Annotated in this window: 17 protein-coding genes and 1 pseudogene; 15 read left to right on the forward strand and 3 right to left on the reverse strand. The window is 55.6% G+C overall.

Annotation, left to right across the window (positions count from 1 at the left end; translation table 11 throughout):
• Positions 1 to 135 precede the first annotated feature (135 nt).
• The 5 genes from HDF10_RS08265 to HDF10_RS08280 all read left to right on the forward strand — a co-directional run bounded on the left by HDF10_RS08265 (position 136) and on the right by HDF10_RS08280 (position 4612).
• Positions 136 to 804 (forward strand): response regulator transcription factor, encoded by a 669-nt coding sequence (locus HDF10_RS08265; protein ID WP_311732700.1) that lies wholly within the window; start codon positions 136 to 138, stop codon positions 802 to 804.
• Positions 801 to 2324: a sensor histidine kinase gene (locus HDF10_RS08270; RefSeq protein WP_183812325.1), complete on the forward strand. Its 1524-nt coding sequence runs from the start codon at positions 801 to 803 to the stop codon at positions 2322 to 2324. The genes HDF10_RS08265 and HDF10_RS08270 overlap by 4 nt, the downstream gene beginning before the upstream one ends.
• 284 nt (positions 2325 to 2608) lie before the next feature.
• Complete coding sequence (locus HDF10_RS21580) at positions 2609 to 3310, forward strand: phosphoenolpyruvate carboxykinase (ATP) (RefSeq protein ID WP_260177760.1); 702 nt, start codon at positions 2609 to 2611, stop codon at positions 3308 to 3310.
• A complete protein-coding gene (locus HDF10_RS21585) occupies positions 3262 to 4296 on the forward strand; it encodes a phosphoenolpyruvate carboxykinase (GTP) (protein WP_311732701.1) in 1035 nt (344 codons plus the stop codon). The genes HDF10_RS21580 and HDF10_RS21585 overlap by 49 nt, the downstream gene beginning before the upstream one ends.
• 49 nt (positions 4297 to 4345) lie before the next feature.
• Entirely contained in the window at positions 4346 to 4612 is a 267-nt protein-coding gene (locus HDF10_RS08280) for an ATP-binding protein (protein WP_183812327.1), read from the forward strand.
• A 539-nt stretch (positions 4613 to 5151) separates the two neighbouring features.
• Here the strand turns inward: HDF10_RS08280 and HDF10_RS08285 are convergent.
• Positions 5152 to 6090: an FAD-dependent oxidoreductase gene (locus HDF10_RS08285; RefSeq protein WP_183812330.1), complete on the reverse strand. Its 939-nt coding sequence runs from the start codon at positions 6088 to 6090 to the stop codon at positions 5152 to 5154.
• Complete coding sequence (locus HDF10_RS08290) at positions 6074 to 6469, reverse strand: hypothetical protein (RefSeq protein WP_183812332.1); 396 nt, start codon at positions 6467 to 6469, stop codon at positions 6074 to 6076. The genes HDF10_RS08285 and HDF10_RS08290 overlap by 17 nt, the downstream gene beginning before the upstream one ends.
• Positions 6470 to 6566: 97 nt before the next feature.
• On the opposite strand from HDF10_RS08290, the gene HDF10_RS08295 reads away from it, so the two are divergent.
• The 6 genes from HDF10_RS08295 (at position 6567) to HDF10_RS08320 (ending at position 16882) form a co-directional block, all read left to right on the forward strand.
• The gene (locus HDF10_RS08295) at positions 6567 to 8384 is read left to right on the forward strand and encodes a tetratricopeptide repeat protein (RefSeq protein WP_183812334.1); all 1818 of its coding nucleotides are present in this window, start codon (positions 6567 to 6569) and stop codon (positions 8382 to 8384) included.
• Positions 8385 to 8480: 96 nt separating this feature from the next.
• A complete protein-coding gene (locus tag HDF10_RS08300; RefSeq protein WP_183812336.1) occupies positions 8481 to 9878 on the forward strand; it encodes a TolC family protein in 1398 nt (465 codons plus the stop codon).
• Entirely contained in the window at positions 9875 to 11077 is a 1203-nt protein-coding gene (locus HDF10_RS08305) for an efflux RND transporter periplasmic adaptor subunit (protein ID WP_260177728.1), read from the forward strand. Before HDF10_RS08300 ends, HDF10_RS08305 begins: the two co-directional genes overlap by 4 nt.
• Positions 11078 to 11088: 11 nt before the next feature.
• Positions 11089 to 14727 (forward strand): efflux RND transporter permease subunit, encoded by a 3639-nt coding sequence (locus HDF10_RS08310; RefSeq protein ID WP_183812338.1) that lies wholly within the window; start codon positions 11089 to 11091, stop codon positions 14725 to 14727.
• A 5-nt stretch (positions 14728 to 14732) separates the two neighbouring features.
• Positions 14733 to 15239, forward strand: a complete 507-nt coding sequence (locus HDF10_RS08315) for a hypothetical protein (protein WP_183812635.1) — start codon at positions 14733 to 14735, stop codon at positions 15237 to 15239.
• Positions 15233 to 16882: an FAD-dependent oxidoreductase gene (locus tag HDF10_RS08320; RefSeq protein ID WP_183812340.1), complete on the forward strand. Its 1650-nt coding sequence runs from the start codon at positions 15233 to 15235 to the stop codon at positions 16880 to 16882. The genes HDF10_RS08315 and HDF10_RS08320 overlap by 7 nt, the downstream gene beginning before the upstream one ends.
• Before the next feature lie 171 nt (positions 16883 to 17053).
• Here the strand turns inward: HDF10_RS08320 and HDF10_RS08325 are convergent, their stop codons facing one another.
• Positions 17054 to 17815: a class I SAM-dependent methyltransferase gene (locus HDF10_RS08325; protein WP_183812342.1), complete on the reverse strand. Its 762-nt coding sequence runs from the start codon at positions 17813 to 17815 to the stop codon at positions 17054 to 17056.
• Positions 17816 to 18563: 748 nt separating this feature from the next.
• Here HDF10_RS08325 and HDF10_RS08330 point away from each other — a divergent pair.
• From HDF10_RS08330 to HDF10_RS08345, 4 genes and pseudogenes are all read left to right on the forward strand, one after another.
• Positions 18564 to 18908 (forward strand): hypothetical protein, encoded by a 345-nt coding sequence (locus HDF10_RS08330; RefSeq protein WP_311732713.1) that lies wholly within the window; start codon positions 18564 to 18566, stop codon positions 18906 to 18908.
• Positions 18905 to 21136: a beta-galactosidase gene (locus HDF10_RS08335; protein ID WP_260177729.1), complete on the forward strand. Its 2232-nt coding sequence runs from the start codon at positions 18905 to 18907 to the stop codon at positions 21134 to 21136. The genes HDF10_RS08330 and HDF10_RS08335 overlap by 4 nt, the downstream gene beginning before the upstream one ends.
• 236 nt (positions 21137 to 21372) lie before the next feature.
• Positions 21373 to 23480 (forward strand): annotated as a pseudogene (locus HDF10_RS08340) (GH92 family glycosyl hydrolase).
• Entirely contained in the window at positions 23420 to 23869 is a 450-nt protein-coding gene (locus tag HDF10_RS08345; RefSeq protein WP_221271596.1) for a hypothetical protein, read from the forward strand. Before HDF10_RS08340 ends, HDF10_RS08345 begins: the two are co-directional and overlap by 61 nt.
• Positions 23870 to 23943 lie beyond the last annotated feature (74 nt).

Consider the following 23943-nt stretch of genomic DNA (forward strand, 5'->3'; position numbering starts at 1 on the left):
GAAAATGTGTTCATGTAGGAGGCGCATTTGGCAGACAGATGCCGTTGATCGGGATGAATAGCTTTTCATCTTTGTTTCAGCAGAGCTTCATGGCCACGCAAGCTAATAAGGGGCGTAACATATATGCGAATCCTATTGATCGAAGACGAGCAGAAGGTTTCTACGTTAGTCAAACGCGGGCTCACGGCGGAGCGGTACGCCGTGGATGTCACCCCTGATGGCTTCGAGGGGTTGGAGTTTGCCGAAGTCTATCCCTACGACCTCATCATCCTCGATCTGATGCTGCCCCGTGTTACCGGTTCCGACGTGCTGCAGCGCATCCGTCGCAAAAACGTCTTTGTGCCGGTGTTGATTCTGACAGCGCGCGATTCGATCGATGACAAGGTGAAGCTTTTCGAGCTTGGCGCAGATGATTACCTCACCAAGCCGTTCGCCTTTGCCGAGCTGCTGATGCGGGTGAAGGCACTGCTGCGGCGCGGACCGGTCAATCGCTCCAGCACCCTGCGCGTCGACGACCTCGAACTCGATCGCCTTACCCAGCAGGTCAAGCGAGGTGGTAAGCGTGTCGAACTGACCGCCAAGGAATATGCGCTGCTCGAATACCTCATGCAGAACGCAGAGCGTGTCCTCTCGCGCAATATGATCATCGAGCATGTATGGGACCAGAGCTTCGACGGAATCACCAATATCGTCGATGTCTATGTGCGGCACCTGCGCGCCAAGGTAGACGAAGGGAACACCTTCAAGATGATCCGCACGGTCCGTGGTACCGGCTATATGATCCGTGGTGGGAGCGAGGCATGAACCGCAACTCCCTTCGCGCACGGGTCACGGCATTTTACGTCGCTATGCTGGCCATGGCGCTGATCTTCTTCAGTATAGCGGTTTATATCGGGGTGCGAGCCTATCTCACCAAGTCGCTCGAGCGCTCGCTGAATACCACCGCCCATAGCATTGAGGCCGACTACCTCGCGCCGCTCGAAGTCAAGGGGCCGGCTTGGTTTCAGGCTGAGATGAGTGAGTCATACCCGCCGGGTATCAGCGACCCGTTTGTACGTATCTTCGAAGCCGGTAAGGTGCTCTACGACTCCGGCGACATGCGCGATCCGCCAGTGCGGATCTCCGACCTGCCGCACCCCACCACGGCCGAAGGACTGAACGACTTTCACCGGACGCACTCCTCGACAGGTCAGCCGCTGATGGTCTACACGGTGGCGTACACTTCGCCCAACGGCAGGCTCATCCTCGTAGAGACCGGAGCAAGCATGGAGCCGCTGCAGCACCTGCTGCATAGCCTCTTTCTCATCCTGCTCATTGCCACGCCTGGCATCCTGTTCATCGCAGCCGTCGGCGGCTATATGCTCATGGCACGGCCTCTGCGGCCGGTCGTCGCGCTGACAGAGCAGGCGGAGCACGTAGGCCGTAAGCAGATGGGTGAAAGACTGCCGATCATTCCTTCGGGCGATGAACTCGAACGCCTCTCGCTTGCGCTCAACCGTATGATCGACCGCTTGGAGGAGGCACTCGCGCACAATCAACGCTTCTCCGCAGACGCCTCGCACGAGTTGCGCACGCCACTCACGATCATCCGCGGTGAGTTGGAGGCTCTGTTACAGATGCCGGCCCTTCCCGCGCAAGCGATGGACGGCATCAGCAGTGCGCTTGAAGAGGGCGACCGTATGTCGCGCATTGTTCACAGCCTGATGACCATTTCCCGGCTCGATGCCGGCGGCGAGCGCATGGAGATGGTGCCGGTGGAGCTGGCTTCGATCGTGCGTGTCACGCTCGAACACATGAGCTTGCTTGCTGAGGAAAAGAGCATCGCGCTCTCTTGCCAGACCGATGAGCGAATCTACGTGACCGGCGACGTCATGCGCTTGAAGCAGATCGTCGTCAATCTAGTCGACAACGCCATTAAATACACTCCCACGTGTGGAGCTATTGCGGTGCAGCTCTTTGCCGAACGGCAGCGCGCCGTACTTATTGTCTCCGACACCGGCATCGGCATCCCGGCGGAGGCGCTGCCGGCGGTCTTCGAGCGCTTCTACCGCACCGACCAGGCGCGCTCGCGCGTCTCCGGTGGCACTGGCCTGGGACTCGCTATCGTCAAGGCGATCTGCGGCAGCCACGACGGAACTCTCTCCATCGAGAGCGTCGAGGGCAAGAGCACGACTTTGCGCGTGGAGCTGCCGCTGCTGCAACTCTCGCAACGCGAGATCTCTGACCTTCACTCCATCGTCGTAAACCCGCAGACCGACCGTATGCCGTCTCGCGAGCAGGTCTGCGAGAAGCCGGCGGAGGACCTCATCCACCGGAAGGTGTAGACGAAGTTCAAAGTCTCCTGTCGTGGCCCGCGCATGAGTACCGCCGGGGCAGCAGGGAATCGCTGTCCTAAAAGCCAAAACAAACCCGTGCCGCATGTCCCCTTGCGGAATTGCGCACCGAACTGTCTCCCGAGGGACTCCAGCCAATGACCATGACGAAGACCATAACCGAGCTGCCGCTGACGACCAACAAGCATCTGATTCGCTGGGTCGAAAAGATGGCGGAGTTGACCTAGCTAAGCGCCATCCATTGGGTTGACGGCTCCGACGCTGAGTACGATCGTCTGTGCCAGCAACTTGTCAACAGTGGAACCTTCACGGAACTGAACCAAGAGCAGTGGCCAGGCTGCTTTTACGCCCGCTCCGACGCAAAGGATGTTGCGCGCGTCGAAGAACGAACCTACATCTGTAGTCTCAGCAAAGACAACGCCGGCCCGACCAACAACTGGGAAAATCCCTTTGTGATGCGGAAGAGGCTGAAGCAGCTCTTCAAGGGCTGCATGCGCGGACGAACCATGTATGTTATGCCTTACAGTATGGGCCCCATCGGGTCGCCTATGTCGCAGCTCGGCGTACAGTTGACCGACTCCGAATATGCGGTCGTGAATATGCGTATCATGGCGCGTATCGGCCTGGCCGTCTTCGCCGAGATTGATAAGGACCTCAAGCGCGTCGTGCCCTGCATGCACAGCGTTGGTGCTCCGCTGGCCAAAGGAGAGGCAGGTGTGCCTTGGCCCTGCAACGAAGACAAATACATCGTCCACTTTCCGGAGACGCGGGAGATCTGGAGCTACGGCTCGGGTTACGGCGGGGATGCGCTTCTGGGAAAGAAGTGCTTTGCGCTCCGTATCGCCTCGAACATCGCACGAGACGAAGGCTGGATGGCCGAGCACATGCTCATCGTCGGTCTCGAAATCCGCAGGGCGAAAAGACCTACGTGGCCGCCGCCTTTCCTTCGGCATGTGGCAAGACCAACTTCGCCATGATGGTCACGCCGAAGGGCATGGAGGGTTGGAAGGTCTGGACGGTTGGCGACGATATCGCATGGATTAAGCCCGATGCGACGGGCCAGTTGCGCGCCATCAACCCAGAGGCCGGCTTCTTCGGAGTAGCGCCTGGCACCTCCGAGAAAACCAACCCTAACGCTATGGACAACCTACGCCGCAATACTATCTTTACCAACGTCGCGCTTACGCCTGAGGGAGGCGTCTGGTGGGAGGGCATGACCGACACGCCGCCTCCCGAGTGCCTGGACTGGCGTGGACAGTACTGGACGCCCGAGATCGCCGAGGCTACCGGGGCGACGGCGGCTCATCCCAATGGCCGCTTCACCGCGCCCGCCTCGCAGTGTCCGGTCATTGACGATGCGTGGGAGGAGCCCGATGGCGTGCCCATCAAGGCCATCATCTTCGGCGGTCGCCGTTCGACAACCATGCCGCTCGTCTACCAGGCCTTCAATTGGAGTGCGGGCGTCTACACCGGCGCTACCATGGGTTCGGAAATGACCGCGGCAGCCGCAGGTACGCTCGGCAAGGTGCGCCGCGACCCCATGGCCATGCTGCCCTTCTGCGGATACCACACGGGCGACTACTTCCGTCATTGGATTCGCATGCAGCGCACGCTGACGAGTACACCTCGTATATTCCACGTGAACTGGTTCCGCAAGGGCGACGACGGCAAGTTCCTTTGGCCGGGCTTCAGCGAAAACATGCGTGTGCTCAAGTGGATTGTCGACCGCGTAAGCGGCCGCGCGCAGGGCAAGGAAACCTCCATCGGCTGGACCCCGCATTATGGCGACATCCACTGGAATGGCCTCGACTTTCCCGAGGCTCAGTTCGACGCACTGCAGAAGGTCGACCCCGTGGCGTGGAAGCAGGAGGTCATAGGCCATGAGGAGCTGTTCATCTCAGTGCACGACCATCTGCCGCCTGAGATGATCTACGAACGCGAGTTGCTCATCTGCCGTCTGTAGTGCACGAGCGATGAGGCCGGAGGCACGTCCTGGCTGTTCCTTTCCTTAAATGCGCTACGAGAAAGTGGTTAACAGGTATCTAGGCGAAACTGCGAAGCGCATTCAGGAAGTGTTTCAGTATGCGCGCCTGCGTCAATGTGTTTTGTTTTTTGACGAATTCGATGCCCTTGCGAAGGAGCGCGAAGACCGGCAAGAGTCGGGCGATATCAAGCGAGTGCTGAATTCCTTGCTGCTTGAGGTGGACCGCCTGCCAAGCTATGTCTTCCTGGTTGCTGCGACGACCATCCTGACCTTTTCGATCGTGGCAAGACTATAGCCTGTGACTCAGATGAAGGCGTCCAATGGCCAAACGATAAGAAACCGAGCTTTTTCATACAGTTAATATTGATGTGTAAACGGCGAGATAGATTCTCGTCTTCCCACTGATCCGCGTCTCAGGCGCGCAGCCGGCGAGCGGAGGCCGGAGAGCAAGCGGGATGAGAGTCCGGGTGCGACTTGAAGTTGTTTGAATGATTGTTCAACACGAAAGGAGTGAGCTGAACTTGCGGTTCCGTCCGCAGTAGCCTATCGGCATCGGCGTAGCTGGTAACGGCTGGGTCGAAAGCTGCCGAGACAAGGACCCTCTGTCGGTTCGACAGAGGGAGCCCCGTGAGGGGTTTCCTCACACTGCCAGCGTCAAGGCGGTGGGAGGGCCGGGCTGAGTGATATGTCTAACAAATGTGAACTGCCGTAGGTATCGTCAACATCGAAGAGCCAAAGACGCTGATAGGCTCTGGCCAAAAGGCACGCAGCCGGATGCTTCCACCCTGGACTTGGAGCACACGGACCTACAGGCTGCCGGTGTGCAGGCAGGGACTACGTCACGCGACCCTGTTCCATCGCAACGGACGATAGACTCGGGAATCCGATCACGTCGCCCGCGGCGTAGATCCGGCCGCGCGCATCGGCAGCGAGTTCACATGCCGCAAGATTCAACGAATCTGTGTTGGCCTGGCGCCCCACAGCGTAAAGCAAAGCATCCGACCAGATTTGCTTTCCGCTCTTCAGCTTCGCGCAGACTTTGCCCTCAGAAGATTTCGCAACCTCCTCGACTTCCTCACCTGGACGAAAAGTCACGCCCAGGCTGCGCATGTGATAACTCAGCGCTTCGACGATCTGCTGGTCGACGAAATCGAGTATTCGAGGGCGGCGTTCAATTAGTGTCACTGGAATATTCATAGCGGCTGCAATACAGGCATACTCGATACCAATCACCCCACCCCCGACGATGGTCAACGTGTGGTGCTCCGTCCTTAAGCGGCGAATCGCGTCTGTATCGATAATGGAGATGCCATCCACGGGAATCGCGTCGTTGTGAGCCGGTCGTGAGCCCGTTGCGATCAATACATAGTCCGCGTGGCAGAACTGCTCTCCTTCCAGATTCGCAACCCGTACAGTGTGCGGTCCGGCAAAGGACGCAGTGCCAGTCAATACATCAATTTCGTTGCGGCGAAATTGACTCTCAAACACCCGAACCTCGTTGGACGCGACTTCCTCGATTCTCTGCGCCAGGTTTGAGGCCGAGATCCGGCGATCCGTACACCCTGATCGGGTAGAACGCAGGACAGCCTCCCGAAGTGTCTTGCTCGGAATTGTGCCGGTGTTAATACTGGCCCCTCCAAGAGCTATAGAGCATTCGACCACCGCAACCTTTTTGCCGAGTTTGGCGGCCTGAATTGCCCCGTGATGTCCGGCAGCGCCGGAGCCGATCACCACCAAGTCGTAATGCTTTGCCGAACTATTGGTTCCGTTCATCGAAACTATTCTCCTGTAGAAGTTGACATAAGCGAGAGGCCAGGAGAGACGCGGGCAGAATGTCATCGATGCCGCATTCGAGCGCGTCCCACCAGAGCTCCGCCGTACTGGAGGAAGTCACAAGTAGGATTGAAGTAGAGAGATTGATATCGATGCAATTGACCCGTTCGACGAGATCTCTCCAATTGCCATCGGCCAGGGCGAGTTCCGTGACAATCACCGTCTTCTCGTGCGCCGAGTTGAGCAAATCAACTGCTGCCCTTATGCTGTGCACCCACTGCATAACCAGTCCGTGCGCTTCGATGTCTTGCAGGACCGTGGCTTTCGGGCTCCTGTTGGACACAAAAATTACTGTTCCTGCTTGTCTGTCGGTCTGCATCGATCCTCTAACTGATTCCACGCTAAGCCCTCTGGCCTTCGATCGGCCGTAAGCCGCCGTAAGCTCGCCGTGATACTGCGAAGCTTCGTGGAGCATAATGAATGCGGGAGAGAAGCAAGTGCCAACGTCGCCGTTGTCATCCGGAAAATCTCTCGCCAACTCTGCCGCCGACCCCGTGCCGGCGACGGCGGTTCGCGACCAATTGGCGCGGGTGGTGAATAGCCTTGGTTTCGTTTCGTCGGTCCGGTTATGTCGGTTTCTGACGCACATCGTGAATCGGACAATCGATGGAGATATCGATAGCCTCAAGGAGTTCTCGATTGCAATGGAGGTGTTCGACCGCACCTCGGAGTACGATCCGAACATCGACGCGATTGTTCGGGTCGAGGCTCGTCGTCTCAGAGCGAAGTTGAAGGCCTATTACGAGGAAGGGCAGGGTACGGTTGATCCGGTTCTGATTGGATTGCGGCCGGGCAGTTATGTCCCGGTCTTCCGCTGGCTTGACGCCCAACCGGCAAAGCATCGCGACGAGATTGGCGCCGCACCGCCACCGGGCCGTATGTGCATTGCCGTGTTGCCGTTCGTGAACATGAGTCCAGAGCCGGAGCAGGACTATTTTTGCGACGGGATCAGTGAAGAGATCACGAACTCGCTTACGCGGGTATCCGGTTTGAACGTGATCGCGCGGACATCGGCCTTTCACTTCAAGGGTGCCAACATCGATATCCGCGAAGTAGGGCAGCGTCTCGGCGCGAATCTTGTCATTGAAGGAAGCGTGAGGAAGTCCGGCGAACAGCTGCGGATCACTGCCCAGGCGATTCAGACCGAATCGGGTCATCACATCTGGTCGGAGACGTTCCGTCGCGAGCTCCAGGACGTGTTTGTGATCCAGGAAGAGATTGCACAATCTGTTACGGATCTACTCAGGCTTCACATGCCGGAAGTACAAGGGCCAGCGCGACCCTCGGCTCCAGATCTTGACGCATATATAAGGTACCTGCGAGCTCGATTTCTGATTCACCAGCAGTCGCCTGAAACGTTGCACGCCGCCCTGGAGCAGCTCCGAGGGCTCACAGAGACTTATCCGAACTACGCTCTTGCTTACAGCGGCATGGCTGCGGCGAGCGGCCTTCTTGCCCAGTTCGGGATGGTCTCGGGCCGTGATGTGTATCCAGAAGTAAAAGCAAACGCAGAACGCGGATATGCGCTCGATCCTGAATCCGGTGACACATGCACGGTGCTGGGCGCACTTCGTGCGTGGTTTGAGCATCGTTGGGATGAAGCCGAGAAACTGTATGACCGAGCGCTAAAATTACAACCCAGTCACGCGCCGGCGCATATGTTTCGTGGCATGGCCTTGTTGTGCCAGGGGGACATTAACGCGGCAGAGTCAGGACTTCGCCACTCGACTGAACTGGACCCGCTCTCGGCCAGCGATTGCGCGCGGATGGCTTATCTTCACTACGTAAAAGGAGACTACTCATCAGCCGCAGAGCATCTCCGAAAGTCTTTCGAACTGGACCGCGACTATCCTGAAGCGCGATTGTATGAAGGACTCTTGCACTTCCAGCAGCAGCGTTACGACGCGGTGATACAGTGTCTCTCGCCGTCTGCCTCGCCATTGGATATCGGTCTGCTTGCCGCAGCCCATGCCCGGGAAGGCAGCTTATCGCGCGCCGAAGAATGTGTCGAGAGACTGCGCCAATTCGCGGGGCGGCAATACGTCACTCCCCTGGCAGAAGGTTTCGCTGCAGTCGGGATGGAAGATTTCGATCTGGCGCTCCAGCGCCTGGACGAAGCGATCAACCACAAAACCAACTTCGTGAATCTGCTGGCGGTCGAGCCGTTTTTTCATCCTCTTCACCCTGACTGCAGGTTTGCCAAACTCATGAAAAAGCTGAACTTGTCGCACTGAAGGTGCCGCAAGCAATGCCGTTAGCTTACGTAGGGCTTACATAGGCCTTACGAGGCATTACTCCCCCCGCTTCCGCGTTCGAGGCACCATTGCCTCATGAAACGACGCACTCGAACAACCTGCTTGGCCTTCACCCTGGGGACACTGGCGCTGCTGGCGCGAGGCCAGAATCTCGCACCTCTATCCCTCCCGCCCACGGTTGAACAGGTGGCGGGACAACAGTCAAACCTCCCTGAATTGACTCTCGAACAGGCCGTTGAACAGGCTATTGAGAACAACAGCAGCCTGAAGACCGCCAACCTCGATACACTCCGGGCCGCAGACGATCTGGCTGCGAATAAGACAAAACGTTTCGCGAATACGCAGGTCACTGCGCTCGGCGCCCAACTGGTTACGAAGCCATCGGTTACTTACCCGGCGGGCTCGCTAGGGGTATACAGCGCGACCGGGCCGATCCCGGCGACGAATCAGAAAGTCGAGATCCCGCGAAAACCCGTAGGCATCGTGAATGTCTCGGTTGCCCAGCCTCTTTCGACGCAGTACCAGTTGCACTTGCAATTGAAAGCACTTGAGCTGGGGTTGGAAGGTACGCGCCAGGACCAGGTGAAAACGCGTCTGGAGGTGGTCGACCAGGTTCGACGTGCTTACTACGCGGTTGTCGAGACACAGAGCGCTTTGGATAGCCTTCAGGCGTCACTCCCTTACTACCGGGAGTCGCATCGTCTGGCATTAGTGAACCGCCGTAAAGAGACGATTCTCGAATCGGATTTGCTGAACGCCGATGCGCAGCTCTTGAACTTACAGAATGCCGTCAGCGATGCGAGCGACAGGGGCGCGTCGGCGAGCGAAAGATTGAACGATCTGATGGGCCGGGACGTACACACGCAGTTTCGGGTTGCGGCGATCGGTAATGCAGATACCGATCTCGCCACACCCGCAGCCATGGAAGCCCGCGCTCTCCAAAACCGGCCGGATCTGAAGAAGGCGAAACTTCAGGTGCAGCAAGCCAATTATGATGCGCGGGCGAAGAAGGCTGAATATATCCCCGACGTGAGTCTGGCATTCAGTTACTACACAACCGCGAACTTCGAGAATGTTTTTCCAAGCAACGTTGGGACAGTGGGCCTGTCGCTTCGCTGGGAACCGTGGGACTGGGGACGCAGGCACCAGGAATACGAGGAAAAGCGAACCAAGGAAGAGGAGGCAAAGGTTGGAGTTGGCGCTACGGAACGCGCCGTTCTTCTGGAGGTGAGGAATGCGCGCCGGCAATTGGAGAACACTCGCCGGCAATTGACCCTCAGCGATGCAAGTGAAAGTGCGGCCCGGCAGAAGCTCAAAGAGTTGCAGGAGAAGGTGAAGCGCGAAGCGGCATTAAGCAGGGATTTATATCAAGCACAGTCGGATCTGGCTTCCGCGGACAGCCAACAGCAACAGGCTCTCACTGCTTTCTGGAAGGCAAGAGCCAATTTGAAAAAGGCGATAGGAGAAGAATGATGCGTATCTCAATTGGAATTTTAAGTTTTGCTGCGTTTTCGGTTCTCGCCGGCTGCGCAAAGACGCAGAAGGCGGGGCCAGAGCCGGTTCCCGTTGTGGCGGAGATTGTGGCTACACAGCAGGTCCAACCCAGTTGGACTTACTCCGGCGAGATTCGTCCGGACACTGAGGTTCAACTGGCCTTCAAGGAACCCGGTTATATAGCCGCTCTGTATCGAGTGAAGGGCGTCGATGGTCGGATGCGTGACCTGCAAGTAGGCGACGAAATACCTGCCCGCGCCACACTGGCCCGACTGCGCAGCTCCGATTATGAGGCCTCGCTCAATTCCGCGGTCGGCCAGCAGCGCTCAGTGGAGGGTTCGCTCGATGTTTCGCAAGCGGAACTCAACCGAGCAAAGGCCGACCAGGCAAAGGCGGATCTTGATTTTGAGCGTGCACAAGCGCTCTATGCCGCCAAAGCAATGACTCGCCCGGATTACGATGCGGCGGTGGATCAGCACACCTCGGCGACCGCGAGTGTGGAAGCCGCTGTGCGTCAGATCGAAGCGCGCCGTGGGCAGTTGAGCGCAGCGTCGGCGCAGGCTGTCTTCGCGCGGATCAATCTTGGCGATACGAGCCTGAGCGCTCCCATGCCTGGAGTCATCGTCGAAAAGAGTGTGGAACCAGGCAGCCTCGTTGCTGCAGGGACAAGGGCATTCACGCTTGACGATACGCGCGTCGTGAAGGTGAACTTCGGAGCTCCCGACAGCATGCTGGCACACCTCAAGCTAGGAGCACCGGTGCCAGTGCAACTTGATGCATTGCAGGGGCGAACCTTCTCAGGGCAAATTACGGGAATCTCCGCCTCCGCCAACCGTGAGTCCCGGGTTTTCAACATCGAGGTTTCTCTCCCAAACCGGGATCGCCTGTTCAAGGTGGGCATGATCGCCCGCATTCGTATAGAGCAAGCGAATACGCAAACTGTGCCTGTAGTACCACTGACTGCTTTGATGACCGCGGAATCCGGTTCGAATAACTATTCGGTCTTCACTGTAACGGAGCGCGATGGAAAGCAGTTTGCGCAATTGAAGAGCGTGAGGATTGGTGAAACCTTCGGCAAGTCGGTCGTCATCGACGAAGGGCTCACTCCCGGCGAACGAATCGTCGTCAACCGTACTAACCAGCTAAGCAACGGAAGCCTGATCCGGATGGTCAACTAGGAGACGCAGCAATGACACACGCACAGAATGAGCAGTCCACGAACAAGAAACAGAATCTCGCCCGCTTCTTCCTCGAACAGCGACACATCGCATGGGTTTCTCTCGCGGTTGCGCTCCTCTGGGGAATCTACGGACTATTGAAGATGCCGCAACGGAAAGACCCGGACATTCCCGTGCGCCAGGCGATGATTGTCGTGCCCTGGCAGGGAACATCGTCCGAGCAGGTAGAGCAGTTGGTGACTAGAAAAGTCGAACAAGCGCTCGCCTCAAACCAGTGGGTGACGGAGATCAAAAGCGCCTCCCGGACCGGTTCGGCGATGGTCCAATTCGAGCTGGCTGAAAAGGGAAAGTACGACCGGGACAAGGAACTGGACGACGTCAAGATCAGGCTGGACGCTATCCACGACCTTCCCCAGGGAGCGGGGCCCATTCTGTACATCAAGGACTTCGGGGATACGTCCGCATTGATGCTCACAGTGGCCAGTCCGCCGGCGGACCCAGCCCAGGTCGCCGGGATGAGCAAGCTCGTCGAGACACAGATCCGGCAGGTCCGGAGTGGCTTGGATGCGCATGCCGGGTCACGGCGTTCCATCGTTGTGGTCTTTCCAAAGTCTATCGATAGCGACGAAGTTGAGCGCAAGTTGTCCTTCGTGACCCGAGACATGGCAGCCCAGCATCTATGTTCCGATGTGCGAGTGTTTTCGGGAGCTGGGTTCACAGGGGTGGACCTGGCTACGAATCTCAGCACTTCCGATCTGCAGTCGGCCTTGAGGAAGTTCGCAAATCAGGATCTGCAAACCGACGAGCTTCATCCCGATGCGTGGAAACCTGCGATCATCGACGAACCTGCAAACACTACCGCAGCCCTTCAGGCCGTGGCCGGTGATAAATACACTTATCGCGACCTGGACGACTTTACCGATACCCTTCAACGGAGCCTCAAGACGCTGCCGATCGTGGCGAAGGCGGAACGTTCCGGGGTACTGGATGAGAACCTCTTTCTGAATTTCTCGCAGCAGCGTCTGGCGCAATACAAGCTAAGGCCGGCGGATCTTTCCAATATCCTGGCGGCCCGGAATCTCCCGGAGAGCGGCCAAACGATCAATGCACGCGGACGCACGGTTAGCGTCAACACCACAGGCGAGTTCAAGAGCATCGACGATCTGCGGAATGTAGTGATAGGCACGTCGCAGAACGGAACGCCGCTTTACTTGCGGGATCTCGTGGACATCGACAGGGGATACGAGAATCCCCCTTCGTTCCTGAACCGGTACACGCGCCGCGACGAAAACGGCAGATGGATCACGACACGCGCGATTACGCTCTCGGTCCAGATGAAGAAGGGGGAACAGATCGGATCTTTTGGAAAACAGGTTGACGCCAATCTGGAGAACGTCAGGAAAACATTGCCGGCCGATCTGGTGCTGGCCAGGACCTCAGACCAGCCCCTGCAGGTACACGACAGCATTGAGCTCTTCAGCCACAGTTTGATCGAGGCGCTGGTGCTGGTGGTCGTCGTGGCTTTGATTGGCTTCTGGAGCTGGCGGACAGCCATTCTGATTGCAGTTTCCATGCCGATTACGCTCGCGATCACGTTCGGCGTCATCAGCACGCTCGGGATCGATCTGCAACAGGTCTCGATCGCTTCGCTGATCATCGCGCTTGGACTATTGGTCGATGTACCGGTGGTGTCCGGCGACGCTATCGTGCGCGAACTGGGCGCCGGGCAGCCACGGTCCGTCGCCGCGTGGCTCGGACCAACGAAGCTATTCAAGACGATGGCGTTTGCGACCGTCACGAATATCGTCTCCTATCTCCCATTTCTGCTGTTGCCCGGAGATACAGGGAAATTCCTATACAGTCTGCCTATCGTCATCAGTTGTTCGCTGCTGGCGGCCCTGCTCGTCTCCATGACCTTTGTGCCGCTCATCAGCTCGTTTCTCTTGCAAAGCCAAATCGAAACCCCAATTGAGGAGAGGCGGCAGCGTGGGTTCACGGGCTGGTATTTCCGAACGGCAAAGAAGGCGATTGAAGACAGAAAGCTGTGCCTCGCGGGCTCGCTTGTCCTGCTGATAGCGGGCGGCGTTGTCTTCTCCAGGCTGAAACCGCAGTTCTTTCCAAAGGATCTTCAATACTTTTCTTACATCGACGTGTGGCTGCCTGAAGACACTCCCGCGAGCGCGACCAGCACCGCCGCTCAGCAGGTGGAATCTATCACCCGCCGAGTAGCGGAAGAGTACGGCAAAAGCCACCCAGAGCATGGACACCCGAAGGATGTGTTGCAATCGATGACCACGTTCGTGGGCGGGGGCGGTCCGCGCTTCTGGAGCAGCGCCACACCTGAGGACAGGCAAACCAACTATGCTCAGGTGATTCTACGAACGAAAGACAATCATGATACGACCCCTCTGCTTGCCCTTTTACAGCCGGAACTGGACAGGCAAATTCCTGGAGCAATCATCGATACGAGGACCCTCGAAACGGGCAAGCCGGTTGGAATTCCAATTCAGGTCAGAATCTCCGGCGAAGATCTGCCACGTCTCAGAGCGGAAGCCGAACAGCTGAAGCAAATCTTTCGCGACATCCCCATCGCCGCCAGAGTTCGAGACGATTGGGGCGAGCCGAGTGCGAGAGAAGTGGTGCACGTCGATGCGGACCGGGCAAACCTAGCGCACGTCACAAACGCAGATGTCTCCGATTCCGTCGGTGCGGCTCTTCATGGCATTACGGCTGGAGTTTTGAGAGATGGCAACAAGCAGGTTCCGATTGTTGGACGCATGCAGATGGAAGAGAGGTCCCAACTCTTCGATCTGCGCAGTCTATACGTCTTCTCGCGCCAAGACACCCCTCCAGTGCCTCTCGATCAGGTGGCGACGACTGCCCTGAGTCCGGTAACGCCTAAAATCCGACGCTTCGATCAGTACCGCACGATTACTGTGCAGTGTTGGCCTACGCAGGGGCATTTACCTTCGGAGGTAATCGCAGCGGCGATGCCAAAGCTGGAGGCATTCCAGAAGCAGCTTCCCGACGGGTTCATATTCCGCTTCGCAGGCGAGCAAAAAGAGCAGGTCAGCGGCTTTGCTGATCTCACTACGGTGCTGCTCATTTGCGTTAGCGCCATTTACCTGGCACTCCTCGCACAGTTCAAGAATGCCTTCAAACCCCTCATCGTGTTTGCTGCCATTCCGTACGGCGTTGTCGGTGCAATCTTCTCACTCGCCATTATGGGCCAGCCCTTTGGATTTATGGCGTTCCTTGGGATCATCAGTCTCATTGGCGTCATTGTGAGCCACATCATTGTGCTGTTTGAATTTATCGAGGAGCGACGAGAAGAGGGCGAGGACTTGGAGTTGGCGCTGATCGATGCCGGCATCCTGCGTTTGCGGCCAGTGATGATCACGGTTGCGGCCACAGTGATTGCGCTGTTTCCGCTGGCTGCACACGGCGGCCCGCTTTGGGAGCCTCTTTGCTATGCGCAGATTGGGGGGCTGACGATCGCTACTTTCGTGACGCTTCTGCTCGTTCCCGTCCTCTATTCCTACGTCGTGCTGGATCTGAAGTTGATCCGTTGGGAACAAACGGAGCCCACGGCTCCGGCTGCTTCAGAGAAACCGGCAGAGATGCCCGCAATATCGGGGGTGCATGCGTGACTGATATGAACTTTGGGCACATCATCCAATACGCAACATTATTGTCGCTTCTGATGGGAGGTCTCGGTGTGGTTGTCGCGGTCCTAAATCACCGCGAGCAGGTGAAGACGCAGATCTTCCTGGCAATGTCTGCCCAGTATGACGAACTGTTGAAGAACTCTTCGGCGGCATTCTGGCTGAGCGTGCCAGTTGGAACGGAACTTCCTGAGCGGACGGACGATTTAACCATCTCAATGTTGCGATTCTGCACGCTGGTTTCATTAACCTATCTTCTTTTCTGCGAACGTCGCATACCAAAACGAATGTGGGAGTTGATGTTCCGTTCCGCTGAGCGGAGGTTCCGCAGTTCCTTATTTGTGCGTGAGTGGGAGCATGTGAGAACTGAATTCGAAGCATTTCCGGAGTTCATCGATCTTGTTGCTTCAGTGCATCATATGCCGCCCCATATTGAAAGGCTCGGCCCTGGACCAGTGTTACCCGCACAGAAAGAAGGACACCAGCTGCCATGTTGACATCTTCGGAGTTGAAGAAAATACCAATCTTTTCCTGCTTGAACGACGCGAACCTTATGTGGCTCTCGCAGCAGGCTGCCGATCTTCATCTGGAACCGGGTGAGTATCTCATTCACGAAGGGGAGCCCACCCCTTTCTTTGTCGTGATGGACGGAACCACGGAAGTGCTCAAAGATGTGATGGGGCGTCGAACTGAAGTCTCAGAGCACAAGCGGGGCGATTTCTTTGGTGAATTGGCGATTCTCATGGCAACGGCAGCTCCCGCCTCCGTACGCGCGAAGACAGCTTGCCACTTGGCACGGCTCGATCCGCAACACCTGCAGGAATTGATTCGACGCTCGCCCGAGTGCAGCGCGGTGATCTTACAGACCCTGAACGAACGGGTACAAGTCGTGCAGAAGTATATGCTGAATCTTCCCTCCAGCCGTGTGCAGATCGTCGGATCGAAATTTGATGACGATTGCCGAGAGATTCGTACCTTCCTGAGCATGAATCGAATCCCTTATGAGTGGACCGACCGCGAACGTAGCGCACATCTGGCTACGACCGACCAGGCTTGCGAGATTGCTGGCCTATCCGTCGTCGTGGATGGTTCGTTCTGCGTCAGCCATCCTCCTACGGTTCGTAAGATAGCTGAAGCGCTCGGATTCCAGACGGCTCCCCATCGCCAAAGCTATGACGTGGTGATTATTGGCGGCGGCCCAGCGGGACTGGCGGCGGCCGTCTACGGAGCCTCGGAAGGGCTCAGCGTCTTGTTGGTCGAGCGCAAGGCTCCCGGGGGTCAGGCTGGCACATCTTCTCGCATCGAGAATTACCTCGGTTTCCCCAATGGCATCTCGGGAGATGACCTCAGTCAACGTGCGTTCCGGCAGGCGGTTAAGTTCGGAGCCGAAGTGGTTCTTACCCGAGAAGTCCAAGAGATCACTCCGCATCCCGATGGCGCATACACGATTGGGCTCGATGGTGGCGATAGGGTTGCCACAAAGACGGTGATCCTGGCGACCGGAGTTGCTTGGCGCAGACTTGAGGCGGACGGCGTCGATCGCTTCATCGGACGTGGAGTCTTGTATGGGGCCGCACGTACGGAGGCCCCCACGGTGGCAGGGAAGCGCGTCTTTATCATCGGCGGCGGCAACTCTGCCGGCCAAGCTGCCCTGTTCTTCGCAGATTACGCGAGTTCAGTGACCATGCTGGTCCGCGGCGAAGATCTGAAGCGCAGCATGTCGCAATACTTGATCGATCAGATTGCTCTCGTGCCGGGCATTCGGGTGGAGACGGAAACTCAGGTACTCTCTGCAGACGGGACGGATTGCTTGAAAGCAATAGAAACCCGGAAAGCGGGGGAGCCTGTCATCCGGCAGGCTGCAGATGCTCTGTTTGTCATGATCGGCGCCGATGCGGTAACCAATTGGTTGCCACCTCAACTCCAACGCGAAAACGGCTATGTCCGCACGGGACGCGAGGTGAGCGACCAGCCAGGTTGGGCGGCAGATCGTGCTCCATTCTTACTGGAAACAAATCTTCCCGGTTTCTTCTGTGTAGGTGACATTCGCTACAACTCTATCAAGCGCGTTTCCAGCAGCGTAGGAGAAGGCAGCATGGCCGTTGCATTCGTGCATCAATATCTCTCGTCATTGGTCTGATGGTTTGCACAGCGATTGCGGTGCGTTTCAACCGTGGCTCACGGCTGCTCGATTTAGACGGCTCAAGTAGTTGAACTAGCCTCCCGGCCGCTCATGGGCGACTAATCTCACCTAATTCTCCCTACCATCGGCAAACTCATTGGTAAACACAAGCCGACTTCTGAGTACTGACTAGCAGGCGCGTCCAATCACGATAGGTTGGTAATAGCCAGTGGTAGGTGGCATAAGCCATTCGATATTGACGAAACCTGCGGAAAGTAGAGTCTGTGTCAACTCCGCTCGGAGAAGGCATCGATATTGCGACGAGAAGTGGAGATCTTTCCAGCCCTCCTTCTGCTCAAGCGAGATGTACTGATGTACGTCATAGGCATCAGTGTCAGTCCAGTCCCATACCTGGTGCACGATTCGACGCGCTCCTGTAGCACCGAAGAAAACCGGACCCTGAAACGTCGGACGGCTTTCTACGAGATCGTCATAATCCCTTATGCTCGCAACAAACATTTCGTCGCTACAAAGCACGCGGCGAAAGGAGTGGGCGGCAGCCTGCAGCTGGTCCGCAGAAAGGTGAGGGAGTGCATTGTCGAAAGCACAGATAACGTCGAATTGACCGGACGGGTACCTTGCCAAAGTCGTCATGTCTGAAACAAAGAAATCTATGAGGAGTCCTCGGGTTCCTGCCTCGCGCATGGCACGCTGTACGGCTGCCCGGCTAAGGTCTGATCCCGAAACTTGATACCCCAAAGTAGCAAGCCCAATAGCCTGAGTGCCGATCCCGCAGGCGCAGTCGTGAACGTTCAAGCGTTCTCGCTTTAGCTTGCTCCTGATGACTGCATCGAGCACCAGCGCTTGACGAGCGATGGCTCTCTCCCAATCTTCGAAGATGAGGTGATACGCATCGGCCAGAGAATCATAGAACTGCTCAACGCTTGGCATCTCTCGCTCCTTCACCAGTGGATCCACGATCCACGCTTCGTTTTCCTCGTCACCTGGATTGACTATAGGTAACGATAAACGCTCTTTGCTGCATCGCCTTCGGAGTATGTTCCAAACAGGGATCTATGCGGTTTCTTTCGTTTTCCATCTGTCGTCTAGTAATGTACAGCGGCATGTTGATCCAACTGATAGGATTGCCGCGATAGATGCCAGCTATGTAGCTAGTTGGGACCTCGATCAAAGCTAGTCGAAATTCATTCTGAGATAGGTACCGAGAAACGCCATCGTATTGACGCAAGAGCCAGTGTCCCGATCCATCCCCAGATGCTTTCATTTTCACGAATGGGGCGGGCGGGTTTCTGGATACGGACAATTACCGTAAGCGGGTGTTCCACAAACTCGCGCGGAGGCTGAACCTTCCGAAGCTCACGTTTCAGGTGATTCGGAGAACGGTTGCAACTCTGGCTCAGAAGAAGGGAACGGTGAAAGACGTGCAAGGTGTACTGCGACACTCTCGCACGGCGACCACCACCGATATCTACATGCAGGAGATTCCAGAAGGCGTGCGGGGGACGATTGATTCCATCCACCGCGAACTAACAAAGAGCCCCAAGCCTAGAGCTGCGGGTTCCACAACAAAGAGGGAAGTATCCCGGCCCATTGAAAAAACGATGGAGTCCGGAGGCGGAAAGGCCGGCGTTTCGGGACGCCGCACATTCAGAACGCTTATCTGGCTGCCACTGGAGAAATACGGTCAGCATCGGAGGTTTCTTTACTAGCTCGTACAGACGCAGGAGCATTTAGAGTCATGGCTGACTTCGGTGCTGCATTAGCTGAGATCGTGAACAAATACTGCGCTGAGTTTATTCCGGACGTGATCGTTATAGGCGGTTCGATCGCAAAGAGCGCTGATGTGTTTATCCCTTCCATGGAGGCAGGTCTCGATCCAAGAGGGCCGGAAGTGATCGTATCGAGGAGAATAGACGAAGCCGCACTAATCGGAGCTGCAGTTTTTTGGACTGGGATGTTTGCGAAGAAGCGATCCCCCAATGACCTACGCGCGAACATCTCTCAACAGGAATCCAGCCTATGAATCGTAGGAAATTCATACAGCTTGCAACTACATTACTAAGCTCGTCTGCGTCGATTCAATCGAATGCTATCGGAGCGTCTGACTGCGTTGAGACTATATACGCTGGAGATGCCGCGAAAGCCCGTTCCATCTCTTTTGACGAGCGATCGCTAATCATAGATGGGAAGCGATGCCTATTGATCTCTGGCGAGATGCATTACCCGCGATCTACACGTGATATGTGGCCTCAATTGCTCGATCGCTCTAAGGCCCTTGGTGTAAATTGTATTTCCACTTACGTCTTCTGGAATGTTCATGAGCCTGAACGTGACCGATACGACTTCACAGGTGGCCGAGATTTGGCGCATTTTCTACAACTATGCCAAGAGAGAGAGCTGCTAGCGTTTTTACGGGTCGGTCCATATTGTTGTGCGGAATGGAACTTTGGCGGTTTTCCATCCTATCTGCGTGACGAACCCAACATAGAGCTGCGGACAATGAATAATCCATATTTAGACCGCGTGGAGAAATATTTCGATCGGCTCGCGGAGGAAATTCGGCCATATCTCGCGCCTAACGGCGGCCCGGTAGCGATGATTCAGGTCGAAAATGAGTATGCGAATGTGGCGAAGCGTTACGGCGAAGCTGGCCAGGAGTATCTTCGCTGGATTGTAAATCTAGCCGAGCGAGTTGGATTCAAAATTATTCCAACCACCACTTGCGAAGGTGGTGCATCCGGCTCAATAGAGACGTTGAACGGAAATGACATACCACCGGAACGCGCCGCTGGTTTTCGTCTCAAGCATCCCAAAGAACCGATGATATGGTCGGAGCTATACCCGGGGTGGTACGACACATGGGGGCACCCACGACATACTGGCAGGGACGGGCGGGAATTGGCGACTTGCATACTCGAGTTTCTGGCAGAGGGCGGCGCGGGATGGAACTATTATATGTGGCACGGAGGTACGAATTTCGGCCGCGACAGCATGTATCTTCAGACAACAAGCTACGACTTCACAGCGCCACTCGATGAATACGGGCGCTGTACTCCGAAGGGTGAGTACTTAGGTCAGCTCCACAAGAAATTAGTAGAACATCGGTTGATCCTTTTGGAGGGAAACCGGACGAGCGAAAATGTGACAATGAATTTCCAGAAGACCACCTGGACTCGTGGTTTCCAACGATTGGAACTGCTCGTTAATCGAGGGAAAGAGCCGCAAACCGATGCTTCAGGGTGCTCAGTCTCACCTGGGGGTGCATGCCTAAGAAGCGGGGACGGGGATTATATTTTTCATACGGATCAAATTGACGCCACAAAGGGGCCTGCTCACGATGCAACTAAATGGAATGACATTAGCCCTCCTTTGATGTGGAGTGCATGGCATGAGCCACTGCCGCCACAGCGCGATCGAGCGAGCATAGTTAGAAGCAGCGAGCCCATCGAACAACTCAAGCTAACCAAAGATAAGACAGACTATTGCTGGTACAGTACAACGATCAATACGTGGAAAGGCGAAGAGCTTCTGGCCATCCCGTATGGAGGAGATTTTCTTTACGTCTATGTAGATGGTGAACTTGTCAGTCAGAGTGTCGCACCTTTGCTCGAAAACAGAGGCTTCATTGTCCCAAGCGGTAGCAACCAGCCAATGGTGGTGGCCGACCAGAATGAATCCAGTAAGACAGATGGGTACCGACATCAATTTAATCTCTCGGGGATGAAGCCAGGACGTCATCGGCTTGAAATTCTTGCAACCGCGATCGGCATGGTCAAGGGTGACTGGCAGATTACGGCACCTATGAATATGGAACGTAAAGGGATCTGGAATGGGGTGCTGCTGGACGGGGATAGTCTCAATACAGAGTGGTTCAACATTCCCTTTCTGTATGGAGAAAAGATTCACATTGCAACTGGGCCCGAACGGCAAAAATGGCTGAAAGTTCCCGAAATTGCAAAGCCCCTCACCTGGTATAGGGCAACATTCAATCTTTCCGATAACGAACTCGCACATGATTCTGATTACCGGATTGACGCGGCAGGCTTGTGGAAGGGATCGCTATTCGTCAACGGCCACGCAATCGGTAGATATTGGCTAATAGGTGCCCGCGACAGCGAAGCTGATCCTACTCAGTCCCATTATCATGTTCCGAGCGTATGGCTTAAGAGAACGAACGTCCTAATCGTCTTTGAGGAAAACGCAGTGATCCCAAGCAAGGTGCGATTTCAGAGAAGACTGTTTTCGGCCTAGCTCGAGGGAACTGCGATTGGAGATTCATGGATCTACGCGGCAATTGCTTAATAAGCAGACGAAGGGTAGTTTCTGCCCGCACCGTCCTTCTGTTCTGCAGCACAATTATGACTGTGCCGATCAAAGTGCCGGTGCTCGCCGAGCAGCCTAGTAAAAAACAGAGTCATCTTTCGCCAGTGGGTTGGGTTAATTCCTACATTGGAACGGGGGGCGGGGGCACTGAGTATGGGGGCACAATGCCCCTCGTCACGATGCCTTTTGGCATGACAAATTGGACTGCACAAACCCGTCAGAACAAGATTAGCGTCACTTCTTATGCATATGAGGATAGAACGATCTCGGGATTTATAGGAACGCATCAGCCAGCGATTTGGATGGGGACTACGGTTACGTGACGCTCATGCCTGAAGTAGGCCGAGTGAAATTGACACCGGATAGCCGCAAGCAAGTATTCTCGCGAGCAGATGAGATAGCTACTCCCTACTATTACAGTGTTTTTACAGGGGCAAGCCGTTCTCAGCGTATTCGAACGGAAGTCACAGCAACGGATCATTGCGGTTATCTTCGTTTCACCTTCTCTCGGGCTGCCAAGCCGCTTGTGCTGATTGAGGGAAGCCGAAAGGGGGTTTCTGGATATATAAGAGTGGATCAAAGTCGTCGCGAGGTTACGGGATACAACTCCGATCGAATGGATTCAAATCTCGGTCCTTTTACACTCCCTCACTTCAAAGGCTATTTTATAGTCGAATTCAGCGAGCCGTTTCAAAAATACGGAACCTACACAGGCTTGACTGCAGCTCCGGAAAATCATTCTGCCAAAGATAGCAACGTCGGTGCGTATGTTGGCTTCAGCCCGAAACGGGGAAAGAATGTCTCCGCAAAAGTCGGGACTTCGTTTATAAGTGTCGAGCAGGCACGTGCAAATCTAAAGGCGGAGATACCCGATTGGCAATTTGAGACAGTTCGGGAGGGCTTGAAGGACGTATGGAATCAAAAACTCGGAATAGTCACTATTGAGGGTGCAACAAAGGATCAACGCGCGATCTTCTATACAGGCCTCTTCCATGCTCTCCTCTACCCTAAGTTGTTTTCCGAAAATGGTCGTTATTACAGTGCATTTGATGATCAAGTGCACCGAGGTATTTCTTATACGGCGTACTCACTATGGGACACCTTCCGGGCAGAAAATAGCTTGATCACGCTTTTCGCGCCAGAACGTGTCAATGGCATGGTAAACGCGCTTCTTCAGGACTATCGGGAAGGAGGATGGATGCCGAAATGGCCAAATCCTTCTTATACCAACATCATGGTAGGTACTCATGCTGACGCTGTCGTTGCAGAAGCGATTAACAAGGGATTCCACGGGTTCGATTACAAGCTTGCGTATGACGCTGTATCCAAAGATGCCATGATTCCTCCTGACGGAGACACCAAGCGGCTATGGCTCGATCGTGAGGAGCATACGCCTTATGAGGCGCGCGCCGGGCTTACCTATTCCAAGCAACTTGGATACGTGCCGGTAGATAAGACTGCGGAAGCGGCCGCCAGTACTCTGGAAGATGCTTATGACGATTGGGCAGTGGCGCAAGTCGCAATGGCGTTAGGGAAGAAGGACGAGGCACCTTTTTACATTTAGAGGTCTCTCAATTACAAACTGCTGTTTAATCCTTCCACGGGATATATGCAGGGCAAAAACTTCGATGGTTCGTGGGCAAAGCTCGACGACGGGTGGACGGAGGGAGATCACTGGGTCTACACCTGGTCAGTCCTGCACGACATCCCGGGGCTCATGGAGCTTATGGGGGGCGCGGGCCCCTTCACCGCTAAACTGGACCAGCATTTCAACGGGGGACATAATAGGCACGATAACGAGCCCAGCCATCACATTGGCTACTTGTACGACTATGGAGGACAACCGTGGAAGACCCAGGCCGTCGTTCGAAAGATAGCGGAGTCTGCGTATTCCAATCAACCCGATGGGATTCAGGGGAATGAGGACTGCGGACAAATGTCGGCGTGGTATGTCTTCACGGCGATGGGCTTTTATCCTGTGAATCCTGCCTCAGGCGATTACATGATAGGAAGTCCGATGTTTAGCAAGGTTAGCCTCAACCTGCCAAACGGCAAAACATTTGTAATCTCCGCAGACGGAAATTCTGGCTCCAACATCTACATCCAATCGGCCACTATGAATGGTCAAGCCCTGAACGCTCCAGTGCTAACGTACAAACAGATCGTGGATGGTGGAACTCTTCATTTTGTAATGGGCGCTGCACCGTCCTCTTGGGGGTCGAACTGGAAGCCTTCAGCTATATCGTCTACACGCGAATCGCCGAATTACTGATGGAGGATCGCTTCATTCGCCAAAAGCTGCGCAGGTCTGCTACTGCTGCCCGCGGAAATCGCGCTTGCGTGCTGGGTTCAACTGATCCGCGCCGAAACGAGCAACCGGGCTTGGCAGGCTTTTCTGGCCTGAATAGGCAATTTCTGTCGAGAGCATTCTTGCAAGGTATGCCGTTGCGTCGCCGCTGGTCGATCAGCGGGTCTGACACATTGGATCTCAACTCTCCACTGACAAACGTTCTACCAACAGGATATTCGCCGACTTATGATTTGGGCAATCCCGCCAATATCAAGGAACAGGCTCACCGAATGAACTACATGGAATTCGGAAACTGGAACGAGTGTCATTTTGAGAAAGGAAACGTTACCAAGCGACGCAGAAATAGATAAAAGCAGTTAACGCTTGTTCGCAAAGTGCGAAATAGTTGAGCAATTAAGTTGTTATGAACGATCGTTGCAGAGCA

Origin of the sequence: Tunturiibacter empetritectus (assembly GCF_014201375.1) — a bacterium.
Taxonomy (GTDB): domain Bacteria; phylum Acidobacteriota; class Terriglobia; order Terriglobales; family Acidobacteriaceae; genus Edaphobacter; species Edaphobacter lichenicola_D.

Bases quoted from the DNA above. Each gene is read 5' to 3' on its own strand.
- HDF10_RS08270 (WP_183812325.1), top strand. From the start codon at position 801: ATGAACCGCAACTCCCTTCGCGCACGGGTCACGGCATTTTACGTCGCT.
- HDF10_RS08280 (WP_183812327.1), top strand. From the start codon at position 4,346: ATGCGCTACGAGAAAGTGGTTAACAGGTATCTAGGCGAAACTGCGAAG.
- HDF10_RS08285 (WP_183812330.1), bottom strand. From the start codon at position 6,090: ATGAACGGAACCAATAGTTCGGCAAAGCATTACGACTTGGTGGTGATC.
- HDF10_RS08290 (WP_183812332.1), bottom strand. From the start codon at position 6,469: ATGCAGACCGACAGACAAGCAGGAACAGTAATTTTTGTGTCCAACAGG.
- HDF10_RS08295 (WP_183812334.1), top strand. From the start codon at position 6,567: ATGAATGCGGGAGAGAAGCAAGTGCCAACGTCGCCGTTGTCATCCGGA.
- HDF10_RS08300 (WP_183812336.1), top strand. From the start codon at position 8,481: ATGAAACGACGCACTCGAACAACCTGCTTGGCCTTCACCCTGGGGACA.
- HDF10_RS08305 (WP_260177728.1), top strand. From the start codon at position 9,875: ATGATGCGTATCTCAATTGGAATTTTAAGTTTTGCTGCGTTTTCGGTT.
- HDF10_RS08310 (WP_183812338.1), top strand. From the start codon at position 11,089: ATGACACACGCACAGAATGAGCAGTCCACGAACAAGAAACAGAATCTC.
- HDF10_RS08315 (WP_183812635.1), top strand. From the start codon at position 14,733: ATGAACTTTGGGCACATCATCCAATACGCAACATTATTGTCGCTTCTG.
- HDF10_RS08320 (WP_183812340.1), top strand. From the start codon at position 15,233: ATGTTGACATCTTCGGAGTTGAAGAAAATACCAATCTTTTCCTGCTTG.
- HDF10_RS08325 (WP_183812342.1), bottom strand. From the start codon at position 17,815: ATGCCAAGCGTTGAGCAGTTCTATGATTCTCTGGCCGATGCGTATCAC.
- HDF10_RS08335 (WP_260177729.1), top strand. From the start codon at position 18,905: ATGAATCGTAGGAAATTCATACAGCTTGCAACTACATTACTAAGCTCG.